The following is a 13,931-nucleotide window of genomic DNA, read 5'->3' as shown; positions in this document are numbered from 1 at the left end:
CTCAGGCATAGCCAAGCAGGATCTGAAGAAAGTGTTTGATCCCTTTTTTACGACGAAGCCACTGGGTAAAGGAACGGGCCTTGGGCTCTCCATTTCGTACGGGATTGTCCGTGAACACGGCGGTGATATTGAGATTCACAGCCAGCCAGGCCATCGAACGAGGGTCACGATAACGTTACCCGCCTTCAGCCCGCTCTCTTCTCCGCCTCCTCAGCAGACAACAACCGGTGTTACGTTGGCTCCGCGTGTATTTCTGGTGGTTGACGATGAAGTGGAGATTGCCACGATCATTCAAAGGATGCTGATCCGCGACGGCAGCAGCGCGGACACCGCGTCAACATTGGACGACGCCATGAAGCTCGCCACTTCCAGGGAATACGACTTCATTATCAGCGATATCAAAATGCCCGGAGGAAGCGGTATTGAGCTTTATCGCAAGCTGTCGGCAGTCAAGCCTGTTTATAAGCGGCGTTTTGTATTTCTGACTGGAGACACCAGTAATCCGGCAACTATCCAATTTCTCGAAGATGAGCGGCTTCCATATTTCCCAAAGCCGTTCGACGTACAGGCAGTGCACGTCCTTCTCAGGGACGCAGAAACGCAAGTAATGCGCGATTGAATTCCTCCGGGTTTTCAAGGTTGCTGAGATGTCCGGAGTGTGGAACCTCGAAAAACCGGCAGCCCGATATCGTTCCGGCGAGGGCGCGGGCTTCTCCGGCGGAGATAATGACATCGTCGGAACCGGTGACGACCATGGTGGGGCATTGGATCCGATGGACGGCGGAAGAGAAGTCGACCCGGTCCCGCATCGCCATCACAGCGTAAATGGCCGCGGACGGATGGACTGCATCGATCATTTTCCGGACAGCCTGAACCGTCTCCTGAGACGCATTCGGCCGGAGCAGCCGGGGCAGCATCCGATCCGGCAATAGCGCAGTTCCGTTCTGCTGGAGTCCGGCGATCATCTCATTGCGGGCTGTTTTTTCAGTTTCGGTGTCGGCGCGTGCGCGGGTGTTGGCCAGAATCAGCCGGCGCACACGCTGCGGATATTTCGACCAGAATGCCAGGGCTATGTATCCGCCCATGGAAACTCCGGCGACAGCGCAGGTCTCGACCCCCGATGAGTCCAGCAATGCGTTGATGTCGTCGGCAGCCTCCTCCATTGTCCAGGGCGACTGTGGTTGTGACCGGCCGAACCCGCGAACGTCGGGCGCAACGACACGGAATTCGGATGTAAAGGACGCCAGCTGCGGCTCCCACATGGTGTGATTGAGCGGGAATGCGTGGATCAGCAGGACCGCGGGGCCCTTACCCTGGTCAAAGGCCGTCTTCATTCCTGGTATTGCGAATATATCGCTTTGATCTTCTCCTGGATCCGGGCGATCGACAGGCCCTGGTCGTGCATTTTCCTGGCGTCGAGGGCAATGTCCTGACACATGTTGCACCCTGCGCCATGCTGGTCCTTAAAGCAGAAGAGATTGTTCTTGTGACCGAAATTCGACAGGCAGCCGCAGAAGCAGGGAATCTGCTCCAGGACTTCAGGGATATCTTTAGCCGTCTGATAAGCGGCGCGGGTCTTTTCGTCGCTGAATAATGTTGGAGACAACACATCGGCCGCCTTGGACAAAACAGCGGAATCGGCGGTCTGGTCCGTCGTCTGATCCGCCGTCTGATCTGATGTTCCGCGCAATAAAGCCCAGCCGATTCCGCCCATGATGACGACGGCAGCAATCCCCAGCGTGAGATTTTGTTTACTGATCGATTTCAATGATTCTCCTCTCGACTCCGCGATCCAGCGAGGCGATAACGGTTTTTAAAATGAAAAAAATTTCGCCTTTTTCTTCCTCGTTCAGCTCGACGTCGTCTTCCAGCGGTTCGTTCAGTTCCGAGATGACATACTGCAAAAGATTCGGTTCCTTATCCTGTTTCATGCTCGCAGCGATCGCAGCCTGGTTTTCGGAGTTTTCGCTGCCGCCGAGTTGCGCCATCCATGATTCGGTAGTGCGGTACGCCGCTTCGATTTGTTCCTGACTGATTGTATCGGCGGCTCCCTGCTTCTCAATCTCCGCGGCTTTGAAGACGATGTACGAGAGGAACAGCGAGAGTTCCTGTATCTTCTGCCCGCTTCCGCTTGTCAGCTCGATGATGAATTCGCAAATGGAAGGCTGAGCGCGAAAGAAGCGGTCGAACTCGCTGACCATGAACTCATCTGTGTATTCGCCCACTTCGGCGCAGGCTTTTTCGACGGAGTCTCCGGTGACCATACAAAGGGATTTTATCAGCCGTTGCTGTGTTGGCGCGCCCAAATAACAGCGCCCCACTCCGGGGAGTGGCGGGGCTCTTCGAAGGTGATTCCGACGAGTTCACGCATTACGGGATGACTGGCTACGGAACCGCTGAGAGATTTGCGGCAATCCGGTACTCCGACTCGTGCCGCCGCGGTGTCCACGAGCGAGCGAAGGTGGGCGGCGGCCTCGGTGAGGATCTGTTTTGCAGGCTCGGAAGGATAAAAGTCAATGACCTGGGGAAACAAGCCGGCGATGTCCGGCACGCCCAGCTTCCCGCCTGCCCATGCGCCCACGACCTCCGAGATCGATTTCAAGCCCAGAACGGTTGACATTCGTGTTGCGAATTCGTTCGGCGCCTCCGAGTCGAGCGCCCGCAGCGCCGCCCTGACGGCCTCCCTGCCGATCCAGAAGCCGCTGCCTTCGTCTCCGAAGTAAGGTCCCCAGCCGCCGACGCGGAACATCGCTCGATCGGTATCCCGGCCGATCACAATCGAGCCGGTTCCGGCGATCAGGAGCAGGCCCGGATCGACTCCGATGGCCCCGATCGACGAAATGAACGCGTCGCTTTCGATGATGACATGCGCTCCGGGTATTAAGGATTGCAGGACTTCTTTGTAAAACGCCACGCTATCGGCGCGGCCTGCTCCGGCGAATCCGGCACAGACAATGTTGGGGGTCTCGCTCAGACGGGATATACCGTCCCTGATGGCATCGCGGGCAGCGTCGTTCCCGACCGACAGATGATTGGAAGGTCCACTTTGAATGTGGCAGATTTCGTTATAGTAGTCATCGACGAGCAGGAAGGCGGTTTTGGAACCGCCCCCGTCGATGCCCAGATACCGCATCTACCGGGCCCAGCCGGCGGGGCCACCTGCCTTGCGAAGTTCGTCCTCGAGATCCGAAATCTTTTGATTGCCTTTCTCGACGTCCTTGCGGGCCTCGTCAAGTTGACGCTGGTTCTCGGTGATCTGTGGGCGAAGGCGATCCTCGCGGTCGTAAATATCACTTCGAGTCAGATACTCGGTGTTCAGATCCTTCACTTTCGCGTCGAGCACTTGTATACGGTCCTGAGCGCGCTTCAATTCGGCGCGGGCTTCGTCAAAGCGATTCCGCCAGTATTTCTCGTCGTGGCCGTTGTTATCTTTGAGCTCGAAAGGCCTAACGGCGGTTGACGGGGCGGTCCCCGAGGTTGTTACAGCGGTGCTTGCGGCGACGCCCGTGAATGTGACGGTGCTGCGAAGGCTTTTTTGTCTCTCGCGCTCCTGCCTGGCAGCATCTGCCACGGATTGCGCGGAACAATCGAGCGCAAAGATTAGGAACAAGAGGGCGAGTGAAAGGATTTTCATTGGCCAGGCCTCGTGGCGGACGGTGCAGTTTCGGGGGCCGCCGTCGTTGGTTTTGGAGTCAAATCGAACTGTTCAATCGGCTTGTCCTTATAGACATCACGCATGAAATCCATCCAGATCGGCAGTGCGGCCCGGGCTCCGGTCTCTTTATCGCCCAGCGTGACTTTTTCGTCGAAGCCGACCCATGCGCCTGCAACGAGCGACGGTGTGTAGCCGATGAACCATGCGTCCGTAAAATCATTGGTCGTGCCGGTTTTTCCGGCGATCGGGCGCTTCAGTTCTGCCGCCTTTTCCGCCGTGCCGCCGGGCTTAATCGGCTCCTGCATCAACTCGACCATGGTCCGCGCTGTGTCCTGCGATATCACATCACGCAGTTCAGCGAAATTTTCCTCCAGCACGTTGCCTTCGTAATCGGTAACCCGGCGGATCATTTGCGGTACGACCCGGACGCCGTCGTTCGGGAAGGTGGAATATGCGGAAACCATTTCCATCAGCGTGACGTCGGCCGCCCCAAGTGCGATCGGGAGAACCGGCTCGATCTTCGATGTGATTCCGAACCGGCGCAGGTACGGAACCAGGTTTTGCACGCCAAGCCGCGCAAGGATTTTTACCGCCGGTACGTTGCGGGAGTCCGCGAATGCGCGCCGGATACCGATGGTTCCTTCAAATTTTCCATCGTAGTTGCCGGGAGAATAGGAGCCATAGCTGACCGGAGAGTCCACGATGGTGTCATCGATTGTGATCAATCCGCTATCGATCGCAGCAGTGTAAACGTACGGTTTGAATGACGACCCGGTCTGGCGCATCGCCTGCGTCGCGCGGTCGAACTTGCTTTCGTCGAAATCGTATCCGCCAACGAGAGCTTTGATTTCGCCGGTCTTGGGCTCGATGGAAACAAAAGCGGCCTGGGCCTTGGGCTTTTGTTCGAGCGATACTTCGACCTTCTCGTCCGCAGGATTCATGGACCGGATCTGAAAGAGCGCGACATCCCCGCGTTTCAGAATGTCCGATGCCGCTTTGGCGTTGGTCCATGCAATATCCTGAGGCCGCAAATCGGCGAGGTAGGTGCCGATTTTCACAGTGGCGTCCGTTTTCGTGAAATCCAGGACAATACCGGGCACGATATCGTTCGTGCGAATCGGAAGCTTCCAATCCGGCAGCTCGAATGATTCGAGATCATCGACACCTTCGCTGACGAGGTCGCGGTCGGCGCCGCGCCATCCATGCCTCTTGTCGTATTCGCGGAGTCTCGTGCGCAGGGCGGCATTGGCAGCCTTCTGCGCATCGACGTTCAAGGTTGAATAGACCTTCAGTCCGCCTTCATGGACGGCGGAAGTGCCGTATTTTTTCTCGAGGTAGCGCCTCAGTTCTTCAACAAAGTAGGGGGCCAGCTCATCGGGCCGCTGTTTTTCGGCGATCTTGATCTCATGCGACTTCGCCTCTTCACCTTGAGCGACGGTAATCTTCTTTTCCGCTACCATCCGGTCGATCGCGTAATCCCGCCGCATGCGCGCGCGATCCCGATGCTGGATCGGGTCGTAGTTGATTGGAGAACGAGGGAGGGCTGCAAGCATCGCCGCCTCCTCGATGTTCAGGTCCTTCAGCTGCTTTCCAAAATAATAGTCGGCCGCCGCCGCGAAACCGTACTGCCCATGTCCCATGAAGTGCTGATTCACATACATGGTCAGGATCTGCCCTTTGGTGTAGTAACGCTCAATTTGAATGGCGAGCATGGCTTCCTGAATCTTGCGGCGGAATTTCCGTTCGGGCGTCAGAAACAGGTTTTTGCTCAGCTGTTGCGTCAAAGTGCTGCCGCCTTCAACGACGCGGCCGGCCATCAGATCTTTCAACGCGGCGCGCGCGACGCCGTAAATGTCGATGCCCCAATGAGGGTAAAAATTCTGGTCTTCGACGGAAACGATGGCGTCTTTCACCAGCTGCGGAATCTGATCGTAGGTGACGACGATCCGGCGCTCGAGAGCGAAGGACCCGATCACCTGGCCGTCGTCGGAGTAGACGTCGGTGACCAGGCTGGGATGGTAGTCTTCCAGGGAGTTGATCTGCGGCAGATCGCTGTTATAGACGAACAGGACCCCCGCCGTCGCGCCCACGGCGATGGACAGGCAGAGCAGGAAGACGAATACCAGGGAGCCGAGGTAGCGTCGCAGTTGCGATTGCATGGCGCCCCTATTATAACAGGGGGCATGTTGGCAAGGGGAATTAGCCCCTAAGAATATAGAGAACTATTGGAAATTCGAAATTGGAAGTTCGAGATTCGAAATCGAGAAATCCAATTTCCAATTTCGAACTTCCAATCTCGAATTTCCAATAGTCCCGTACGTTTACGACCCGACCTTTAAGACCGCGAGAAATGCCTCCTGAGGGATATCCACCTTCCCCACCCGCTTCATCCGCCGCTTGCCTTCCTTCTGCTTTTCCAGCAGCTTTCGCTTGCGCGTGATGTCGCCGCCGTAGCACTTGGCAAGAACGTTCTTCCGGATGGCCGGAATGGTCTCGCGCGAGATGATGCGGTTGCCGATGGCCGCCTGGATCGCCACTTCGAACATCTGCCGGGGGATCAGCTCCTTCATTTTTTCGGCGAGCGCTTTGCCGCGCTGGTATGAAAACTCGCGATGGACGATCCAGGAGAGAGCATCGACGGGTTCGCCGCCGACGAGAATGTCGAGTTTCACCAGATCGGACGGCCGGTATCCCGCCAGATGGTAGTCAAATGATGCGTACCCGCGGGATACCGATTTGAGGCGATCGTAGAAATCCAGAACGATTTCATTCAGTGGCATCTCGTATGTGAACAGGACACGGCCCGGAGCGACGTATTCAAAGCCTTTCTGCACGCCGCGTTTCTCCTCAACCAGCTTCAGGATAGGACCGACAAATTCATCTGTGCTCAGAATGAGCGCCGTGATGATGGGCTCCTCGATTTGCGAGATGACTTGCGCTTCCGGGAACTTCGTCGGATTGTCAATTTCCTCGATGGAGCCGTTGGTCCGCGTGATGCGATAGCGCACTCCCGGCGCCGTTGTGATGAGCGAAAGCTGGAATTCACGCTCGAGGCGTTCCTGAATGATCTCCATGTGGAGCAGGCCGAGGAAGCCGCAGCGGAATCCGAATCCCAGGGCCGTCGAGGTCTCGGGCTCATAGAAAAACGATGAATCGTTCAGGCGCAATTTCTCGAGCGCATCGCGCAGCGCCTCATACTGATTCGGCTCGACCGGATAGAGGCCCGCGAAAACCATCGGTTTGACTTCCTGAAAGCCGGGGAAGGCGGCGGCCGTCGGGTTGTCCTGCTCGGTAATCGTGTCGCCGATTTTGGTATCCGCTACGACCTTTATGTTGGCGATCAAATAACCTACTTCGCCGGCGGACAGCCGCTCCAGTTCCCGCGACTTTGGGGTCAGCGCGCCGACGCCTTCGACTTGATACACCTGTCCGTTGGACATCAGGCGGATTTTCATGCCTTTGTGGATTTCGCCATCGATGACGCGGATCATGACGAGAACGCCGCGATAAATGTCGAACCATGAATCGAAGAGCAGAGCTTTCAACGGCCCCTGCGGATCGCCTTTGGGGGCGGGAACGCGCTTCACTATCGCCTCGAGGACTTCTTCGATGCCGTTTCCGTATTTCGCGCTGATGAGAAGCGCATCTTCAGGATCCATCCCGATGATCGAATTCAGCTGTTCCTTCACACGCTCGATCTCTGCGCCGGGGAGGTCGATTTTGTTGATGATCGGCAGAATCTCGAGATGGTGGTCGAGCGCCAGGTGCGTGTTGGCGAGTGTTTGAGCTTCGACCCCTTGAGACGCGTCGACGATCAGCAATGCGCCTTCGCATGCGGCGAGGCTTCGCGAGACTTCGTAACTGAAGTCGACGTGGCCCGGCGTGTCGATAAGGTTCAGGACGTATTCTCCGCCGTCTTTGGCGTGATAATTCAGCCGGACGGCTTTCGCCTTGATCGTGATGCCGCGTTCGCGTTCGAGGTCCATGGCGTCCAGGACCTGAGCCGACATCTCGCGCTTGCTCAGTGCGCCAGTGAGTTCCAGCAGACGGTCTGCCAGCGTGGATTTTCCGTGGTCGATATGAGCGATGATCGAGAAATTACGTATGTGTGATAAGTCCATTTCGTCCCAGTGTTACCGGTCCCGAGCAAGCATCGCGGCGCCTATAACACCGGCGTCCGGCCACAGTTTTGATTCTACTATGCGGCAATCTTTAAACGAGGCGCGGAAAGCGTAAGCTCCGGCCGATGCCATGGCAGCATCCAAGAGTAACCGACCGGACGCCATAACGCCCCCGCCGATTATGATCATTTCGAGATTGAGAAGGTTGATCAGATTGGCGCACGCGATACCGAGGTATTCACCCGTCTCGCGGAACACTTCCAGTGCAATGGCATCGCCGTGCACCGCGGCCTCATAGATCATTTCCGATGTGAGCGGCCCGGACATCCCATGCTCCCTGGCGGTTGTCACGATGCCGGTCGCGGACACGAACGTTTCCAGGCACCCGCGATTGCCACAGCCACAGATGCGGCCTTCGTCCCTGCAATGCGGTTTTGCACGCAGCACGGTGTGACCGAGCTCCGGAGCATATCCGGAAATGCCGGTGAAAAGCTTTCCGTCGAGTATGAACCCCGAGCCAAGTCCGGTGCCGAGCGTCAAATGAGCCACATGACGAAATCCGATAGCGGCGCCGCAGACGAATTCGCCGTATGCTGCGGCATTGGCGTCGTTTTCACTCACGCAGCGGACCTGGACCTGATCCGCCACCAGTTGCTCTAAATTGACATGATTAAGGCAGGGAATATTGGGCGAGGTTTCAATGATGCCGGTCGTGGAGTTGTGGAGGCCGGGGATGCCCATGCCGATGGCGTCGATAATCGTTGATTTTTGGAATTCGCGAACCAGTTCTGATAGGTTGGATACAAAGACGTTCAGATCGTCGTTGACCGTGGTGACTTTGCGCGATTCGAGGACCCGGCCCGTTTCATCGACGAGGCCGGCTTTGATGGACGTGCCCCCGATGTCGAGCCCGGCATAGTGCATAAACAGCTGACTATAACATATGGCGATCATTACGATTTCGCGTCTGACCGGTAGCGGCGGCCGCGAAATTGCCGCGGCGGCGGCGCAGGCATTGAAGTTTCAGTTCATCGATCGTAAAGCGATGGACGCGGTCATCGACCAGCAGTTCCCGGTGCGTACGGAACAACTTTCAAGACTGAAAAGGGACCGCAAGGTTTACGACGAGATGGTCCGGTCGGCGATCGCCGAAATTGCCGCGGCGCACAACGTCGTGATCCTGGGCAGCGGCGGCCAGTTTCTTTTTTCCCGTGTCGCTGCATCGCTTCATGTGCAGATCGTCGCGCCTTTGCCATATCGCATTGCGCGCGTCATGCGTACGGCTCAAGCAGACCGCGCACAGGCGGAAACGATCATCGCAGACCGGGACCGGGAAAAAGAAAGCTTTCTGAAGACGCTGTACGGCAAAGATTGGCGGGATCCGGCACACTACGATCTGGTGCTGAACATCGACCACTTCTCCAATGAGGTTGCCGTTGAAATCATAGCGAAAGCGGCCCAGGCCAAAGGAATCGAAGCAACCGCCGTGCATTTGCCGGCGCAACTGCGCGAAGAAATCCTCACGACGAAGCTGGATGTGGCGCAGCTGGCGGATCTGGAGCCCGTCGAAAGCAAGCTGCCGGAATTTGCCCATCCCAGCGAACGGGAGTTCGCCAGGGTTATGGATTTTTACCGCATCCGCTGGGAGTACGAACCCCGGACCTTTCCGATCGAATGGGACGAAAATCGCAACGTGCTGAAGGCCTTTAGCCCGGACTTTTATCTTCCGGACCTGGACCTCTTCATCGAGCTGACGACGATGAAACAAAGCCTGGTTACGAAAAAGAATCGTAAAGTGCGGCTCCTGCGGGAGCTGTATCCGGACGTGAATATCAAGATCCTGTACGAGCGCGATTACAGGAACTTGATCTGGAAGTATGGCTTGGGTCAGGAACAGGAAGAAGAGGAAGAAAACGGCAGCGGAGCGGCGTAAATTTAAAAGGCCCCGAGTGACCCTTCGTCCGGCCGAATCCACCGTGCGGCGGATGCCCATCTCGAATCGCCGTTTTCTTGGGTTGCTTTGACTCTCTCGACCGTGAACTGGCGCCCACTGCCGCTAAAGCTGCCCGCGTTTCCGCGTGCTGAGAAACCCAGTAACAAACCGTCTCAGTACTTGCTACGGTACGTCGACGACAGCCTGTTCCGCCTTTTCGAGTACGACTTTCGGCTGAACTCCAAATCTCTCGGGACCTGATTTAAGTCTAGCACTTCTGCCTTCTGTGTCAAGATCAACTGATGCCGCAAGAAGCCGCCGAGATTCTGTTTACCGAAGAACAGATTCAGGCGCGTGTCCGGGCCCTGGCAGCGGAGATTACAAGCGACTACAAGGATTCAAGGCTCGTCCTTGTTTCAATCCTGAGAGGATCGGTTTTTTTCGCAACCGATTTGGCGCGCCAGATCGGCCTCTCCCTGGCGATGGATTTTCTTTCGATCTCGAGCTACGGCGAGGACAGCGAAGGCGTCGTCCGGATCACCAAAGACCTCGAAGAAAATATTGCCGGCAAGGATGTGCTCCTGATCGAAGACATCGTCGATACAGGATTCACCCTGAAGTATCTGCTGCGGACGCTGGGCGGACGCAATCCAAAGTCTCTGGAAGTGTGTGCGCTGCTGGATCGCCGCGCCCGGCGGATCATCGAAATGGATTTGAAGTACATCGGCTTTGAGATACCGGACAAGTTTGTCGTGGGCTATGGCCTGGATTACCGGCAGAAGTACCGGAACCTTCCGTATATCGGAGTGGTGCGGCCGTAAGGCCGGCAGGGGGGCGCTCACACACCATGTTGAAAACGGTCAAACGGAAACGGCAGCAGGGCCGCCAGGCGGTGTTCTTCGTCGAGGCCCTTCAACGAATGCAGGTGAACCGGAATATCCCCGCAGTATTCCCAGAGCAGTTGCCGGCAAGCTCCGCACGGTGGCGTGACGACGCCGGCGTCGGTCACGATCGCGAGTCCGCTAAACTCCCGCGCGCCTTCGCTGAGCGCTTTCCAGAGCGCCACACGTTCGGCGCACACGCTTAATCCGTAAGAGACATTTTCAATATTACAGCCGGAAAAAATCCGCCCGTCTTTCGTCCGCAGGGCGGCGCCGACTTTGAATCCGGAATACGGCGCGAGCGCTTTCGCCCGCGCTTCGGATGCACGGGCGATCAGGTCATGGCTTTCAGGCTGCTGCATACATCTCAAAGAAGCGTTGCAGCAGCATTGCAAGGTCGGCATTCATCTCTGTCGCCGTGTCGAGCACTTCGGAATGGTCGATCGGCCTGCCGGAGATGTCGGCCGCGACGTTCGCAAGCATCGACAGGCCCGCAACCTTCATTCCCATATGCCTTGCGACAATCGCTTCGGGCACGGTGGACATGCCCACGGCATCCGCTCCGATCGCGCGGAGGTAGCGAACCTCCGCCGGGCTTTCGTAGGTTGGCCCCGACATCGACGCATACACGCCTTCACACACTTGAATGCCGCAGTACTCGGCGGCGCCTTTGAGTTTTTCACGCAACTCGAAGTCGTAGACGTTGGTCTGATCGAGGAAACGTGGACCCCAGCGATCCTCGTTGGGGCCGGTGAGAGGATTAGCGCCAAGAAGGTTGATGTGATCGGTGATGATCATCAAATGCCCGCGTGCAAAATTGGGATTGATGGCGCCGGAGGCATTGGTCAGCAGCAGGCTTTTGGTGCCGAGCCGTCCGATCACACGCGTGCAGAAGGTGACTTCCGCCATGGTGTTGCCTTCGTAGTAATGGACGCGTCCTTCAAACACCACAACGTGAAGACCGCCGACTTTGCCGAACACGACCTGGCCGCGGTGTCCTGGAACTTTGGGTACGGGGAAATGCGGTATGGAGACGTAATGGGCACGTTGGGGACCGGACAGGATCTCGTCTACGGCCGATAGTCCGCTACCCATTACGATCGCAACGTCGGGCGCGGAACCCATCTTGTCGAGCAGATAATGTTTTGCCTGTTCTACAAACTCAAATTTCATTTCTATCCCTGCACCACTGCATGAATCAACGGTCTCGATTCTGCGGGCCGCGCTTTGATTTCAAATGCCTCTTCGACCATTGGAAGGGCGTCGAGCAAGCGGTTTTTATCGTTCCAGTGAATCCGGCACAAGACATCTCCACGGTGAACGCCGTCTCCCACCTTCCTATCCAGATATAGTCCGACAGCGGGATCTACCGTATCCTCCACACGGGTCCGGCCGGCTCCTAACGCATTGGACGCCAGGCCCAGGAGCCTGGCATCGCATCGTGTCACAAAGCCGTGCGATCGGGCGCGAAATTCTTGAACATGTTTTGCCTGCGGGAGCAATTCGACATCATCGATGACCCGTTCGTCACCGCGCTGAGACCTGATGATTTCACGGAACTTAGCCAGCGCCCGCCCATTGGCCACGGCTTCGTAAGCCAGTTTGTAAGCACGCTCGGGTGTTTTTGCTGCGCCTCCCAGATAAATCATATAGGTAGCGAGAGCGAGACTGACCGTTTCCAAGTCTTCGGGCGCATTGCCGCTCAGAAACTCGATGCATTCCCGAATCTCAATGGCGTTTCCGATTGCCCGGCCCAGCGGCTGTTCCATGTCCGTGATCACGGCGACAATCCTGGTTTGCATTTTTCGGCACACGTCGACAATGGAACGGGTGAGTTTCTGAGCCTCCTCGAGGGTGGGCATGAAGGCGCCTGCGCCGGTCTTGACGTCGAGCACGAGCCCGTCGATGTCCTCGGCGATTTTCTTGCTCAGTATGCTGGCGGTGATGAGCGGAACGGACTCGATTGTCGAGGTCACATCGCGCAGCGCATAGATCCGCCGGTCCGCAGGCGCAATATCCTCCGTTTGTCCCACGATAACGGCGCCGCATTTTTTCAGAATCCTGAGAAGCGTATCCGGCGAAGGCTTTGCATTAAACCCCGGAATCGACTCCAGCTTGTCCAGCGTGCCGCCGGTGTGGCCGAGCGCCCGTCCGGTGATCATCGGGACGGTTACGCCGCAGGCGGCGGCGATCGGCGCGATGATCATAGAGGTTTTATCACCCACGCCGCCGGTGCTGTGTTTGTCGACTTTCTTTGAAGGGATAGACGAGAGGTTCAAGGTATCGCCGGAGTCGCGCATGGCGCGGGTCAATGCGAGCGTCTCTTCGGCGGTCATCCCATTCAGGTACACGGCCATCAGCCAGGCCGCGACCTGATAATCGGCGATCTCTCCGGAAACGTAGCCGTCAATGAATGCGCTGATTTCAGCGCCGGTAAGAGGCTTGCGGTCTCTCTTCTTCTGGATGATCTCGCGCGCGGTGATCAAAAACTACCTATTGTTTGGCGCCGGGCACGGGTTCTCCGCTTTCGAGCCACGCCGTGTACCAGAGATCGCCAAGCAGGGTGCTTGCCCGCGCAAGTTGACCGGCGATGAACTCTGTACCCCGTGGACGCGGCTGTTGCGGATTGAACTCGCCGGCCTTCTCGAGGTCGTAGGCCGGCTCGAGCTGCCCGAAGCTGGTGATGAGATTCTGCTTGATGGAATCCCAGACGTTTGAAAGACGCTGCGGTGGTCGAACTTTCGGCCGTACCAGGTCATCCTGGATTGCTGCGTTCACATACTGGCTTTCATAGCGGCTATGAAAGCCCCGGGCCGTCGTGTACCCCTTCGGGTTCGGGCTGGTTTCCAGCCAGCCATCGTATTCGATGCTGAGGTGCATCGGCATCGTGCTGTCGCCCACATAATGACCGAGAATTGCGGCAACATACACGGCGTTCTCCCGTGCAGACTCCCGGTCTTCCGCGCTCTTCGCATTTCTCCAGAATCGAAATGCGTTCACCAGCTTTCCGTAATTTTCAATGATGGCGTAAGGAAGATAGCCGACCTTGATGAGCGCGACCTTTTTCTGTGCCACCTGCTCCATAAACGAGTAACGGTCCGCCGGGATCGTTGAAATCGGTCCCCACAATTCGGAATCCAGGAAGTGATCCGCGGCCTGAGTGGTGTTCATCACGGAAGCACGGCCCTCATCGCGCCAGCGGTCCGGTTCCGGGCCGTTATAAATAATGTGGTCGCGCGCCGCCGACATGAAGTCGGGTAAGTTCGGACCTGCGGTTTCAATTGCGAGGCGGTTGACCATCAGATGTCCTTTATCGCCCCAGGCAAATGTGGATAGCGGTG

The 13,931-nt window shown here is 57.1% G+C and carries 15 protein-coding genes; 3 read left to right on the top strand and 12 right to left on the bottom strand.

Features of this window, described 5'->3' with window-relative positions; genetic code table 11:
- On the top strand, positions 1-619 hold a 619-nt coding region (locus VGK48_21315), incomplete at its 5' end, for a response regulator (protein ID HEY2383722.1).
- Here the strand turns inward: VGK48_21315 and VGK48_21310 are convergent.
- The 8 genes from VGK48_21310 to VGK48_21275 all read right to left on the bottom strand — a co-directional run bounded on the left by VGK48_21310 (position 585) and on the right by VGK48_21275 (position 8,730).
- Positions 585-1,334 carry an alpha/beta hydrolase gene (locus VGK48_21310; GenBank protein ID HEY2383721.1) on the bottom strand — a complete coding sequence of 250 codons (750 nt, stop codon included), beginning with the start codon at positions 1,332-1,334 and terminating at the stop codon, positions 585-587. The two genes, VGK48_21315 and VGK48_21310, sit on opposite strands and share 35 nt — an antisense overlap.
- Entirely contained in the window at positions 1,331-1,768 is a 438-nt protein-coding gene (locus tag VGK48_21305) for a CYCXC family (seleno)protein (GenBank protein HEY2383720.1), read from the bottom strand. Before VGK48_21305 ends, VGK48_21310 begins: the two co-directional genes overlap by 4 nt.
- The gene (locus VGK48_21300) at positions 1,752-2,264 is read right to left on the bottom strand and encodes a hypothetical protein (protein HEY2383719.1); all 513 of its coding nucleotides are present in this window, start codon (positions 2,262-2,264) and stop codon (positions 1,752-1,754) included. The genes VGK48_21305 and VGK48_21300 overlap by 17 nt, the downstream gene beginning before the upstream one ends.
- A 14-nt stretch (positions 2,265-2,278) precedes the next feature.
- Positions 2,279-3,133 carry a BadF/BadG/BcrA/BcrD ATPase family protein gene (locus tag VGK48_21295; protein ID HEY2383718.1) on the bottom strand — a complete coding sequence of 285 codons (855 nt, stop codon included), beginning with the start codon at positions 3,131-3,133 and terminating at the stop codon, positions 2,279-2,281.
- A complete protein-coding gene (locus VGK48_21290; protein ID HEY2383717.1) occupies positions 3,134-3,634 on the bottom strand; it encodes a hypothetical protein in 501 nt (166 codons plus the stop codon).
- A complete protein-coding gene (locus VGK48_21285; GenBank protein HEY2383716.1) occupies positions 3,631-5,814 on the bottom strand; it encodes a PBP1A family penicillin-binding protein in 2,184 nt (727 codons plus the stop codon). Before VGK48_21285 ends, VGK48_21290 begins: the two co-directional genes overlap by 4 nt.
- 162 nt (positions 5,815-5,976) lie before the next feature.
- Positions 5,977-7,776, bottom strand: coding sequence for a translation elongation factor 4 (gene lepA, locus VGK48_21280; protein HEY2383715.1), 1,800 nt, complete (start codon positions 7,774-7,776; stop codon positions 5,977-5,979).
- A gap of 12 nt (positions 7,777-7,788) precedes the next feature.
- Positions 7,789-8,730: an ROK family protein gene (locus tag VGK48_21275; GenBank protein HEY2383714.1), complete on the bottom strand. Its 942-nt coding sequence runs from the start codon at positions 8,728-8,730 to the stop codon at positions 7,789-7,791.
- On the opposite strand from VGK48_21275, the gene VGK48_21270 reads away from it, so the two are divergent.
- Together VGK48_21270 and hpt are read left to right on the top strand one after the other, a co-directional pair.
- Positions 8,720-9,709: a cytidylate kinase family protein gene (locus VGK48_21270; GenBank protein ID HEY2383713.1), complete on the top strand. Its 990-nt coding sequence runs from the start codon at positions 8,720-8,722 to the stop codon at positions 9,707-9,709. The two genes, VGK48_21275 and VGK48_21270, sit on opposite strands and share 11 nt — an antisense overlap.
- 302 nt (positions 9,710-10,011) lie before the next feature.
- Positions 10,012-10,530: a hypoxanthine phosphoribosyltransferase gene (gene hpt, locus VGK48_21265; GenBank protein ID HEY2383712.1), complete on the top strand. Its 519-nt coding sequence runs from the start codon at positions 10,012-10,014 to the stop codon at positions 10,528-10,530.
- A gap of 17 nt (positions 10,531-10,547) precedes the next feature.
- On the opposite strand, the gene VGK48_21260 is transcribed toward hpt, so the two are convergent.
- The 4 genes from VGK48_21260 to VGK48_21245 all read right to left on the bottom strand — a co-directional run.
- Positions 10,548-10,952 (bottom strand): cytidine deaminase, encoded by a 405-nt coding sequence (locus VGK48_21260; protein HEY2383711.1) that lies wholly within the window; start codon positions 10,950-10,952, stop codon positions 10,548-10,550.
- Positions 10,939-11,763, bottom strand: coding sequence for a purine-nucleoside phosphorylase (locus VGK48_21255; protein HEY2383710.1), 825 nt, complete (start codon positions 11,761-11,763; stop codon positions 10,939-10,941). The genes VGK48_21260 and VGK48_21255 overlap by 14 nt, the downstream gene beginning before the upstream one ends.
- Before the next feature lie 2 nt (positions 11,764-11,765).
- Positions 11,766-13,076 carry a thymidine phosphorylase gene (locus tag VGK48_21250; protein HEY2383709.1) on the bottom strand — a complete coding sequence of 437 codons (1,311 nt, stop codon included), beginning with the start codon at positions 13,074-13,076 and terminating at the stop codon, positions 11,766-11,768.
- Between the two features lie 7 nt (positions 13,077-13,083).
- A partial coding sequence (locus tag VGK48_21245) for a hypothetical protein (GenBank protein ID HEY2383708.1) occupies positions 13,084-13,931 on the bottom strand: 848 nt, incomplete at its 5' end.

Source organism: Terriglobia bacterium (assembly GCA_036496425.1).
Classification (GTDB): domain Bacteria; phylum Acidobacteriota; class Terriglobia; order 20CM-2-55-15; family 20CM-2-55-15; genus 20CM-2-55-15.
The sequence above is the reverse complement of the archived record's forward strand: the minus strand, read 5'-3'. Positions and strand labels throughout refer to the sequence as shown.

Bases quoted from the DNA above. Each gene is read 5' to 3' on its own strand.
- VGK48_21310 (HEY2383721.1), bottom strand. From the start codon at position 1,334: ATGAAGACGGCCTTTGACCAGGGTAAGGGCCCCGCGGTCCTGCTGATC.
- VGK48_21300 (HEY2383719.1), bottom strand. From the start codon at position 2,264: ATGGTCACCGGAGACTCCGTCGAAAAAGCCTGCGCCGAAGTGGGCGAA.
- VGK48_21295 (HEY2383718.1), bottom strand. From the start codon at position 3,133: ATGCGGTATCTGGGCATCGACGGGGGCGGTTCCAAAACCGCCTTCCTG.
- VGK48_21290 (HEY2383717.1), bottom strand. From the start codon at position 3,634: ATGAAAATCCTTTCACTCGCCCTCTTGTTCCTAATCTTTGCGCTCGAT.
- VGK48_21285 (HEY2383716.1), bottom strand. From the start codon at position 5,814: ATGCAATCGCAACTGCGACGCTACCTCGGCTCCCTGGTATTCGTCTTC.
- lepA (HEY2383715.1), bottom strand. From the start codon at position 7,776: ATGGACTTATCACACATACGTAATTTCTCGATCATCGCTCATATCGAC.
- VGK48_21270 (HEY2383713.1), top strand. From the start codon at position 8,720: ATGGCGATCATTACGATTTCGCGTCTGACCGGTAGCGGCGGCCGCGAA.
- VGK48_21275 (HEY2383714.1), bottom strand. From the start codon at position 8,730: ATGATCGCCATATGTTATAGTCAGCTGTTTATGCACTATGCCGGGCTC.
- hpt (HEY2383712.1), top strand. From the start codon at position 10,012: ATGCCGCAAGAAGCCGCCGAGATTCTGTTTACCGAAGAACAGATTCAG.
- VGK48_21260 (HEY2383711.1), bottom strand. From the start codon at position 10,952: ATGCAGCAGCCTGAAAGCCATGACCTGATCGCCCGTGCATCCGAAGCG.
- VGK48_21255 (HEY2383710.1), bottom strand. From the start codon at position 11,763: ATGAAATTTGAGTTTGTAGAACAGGCAAAACATTATCTGCTCGACAAG.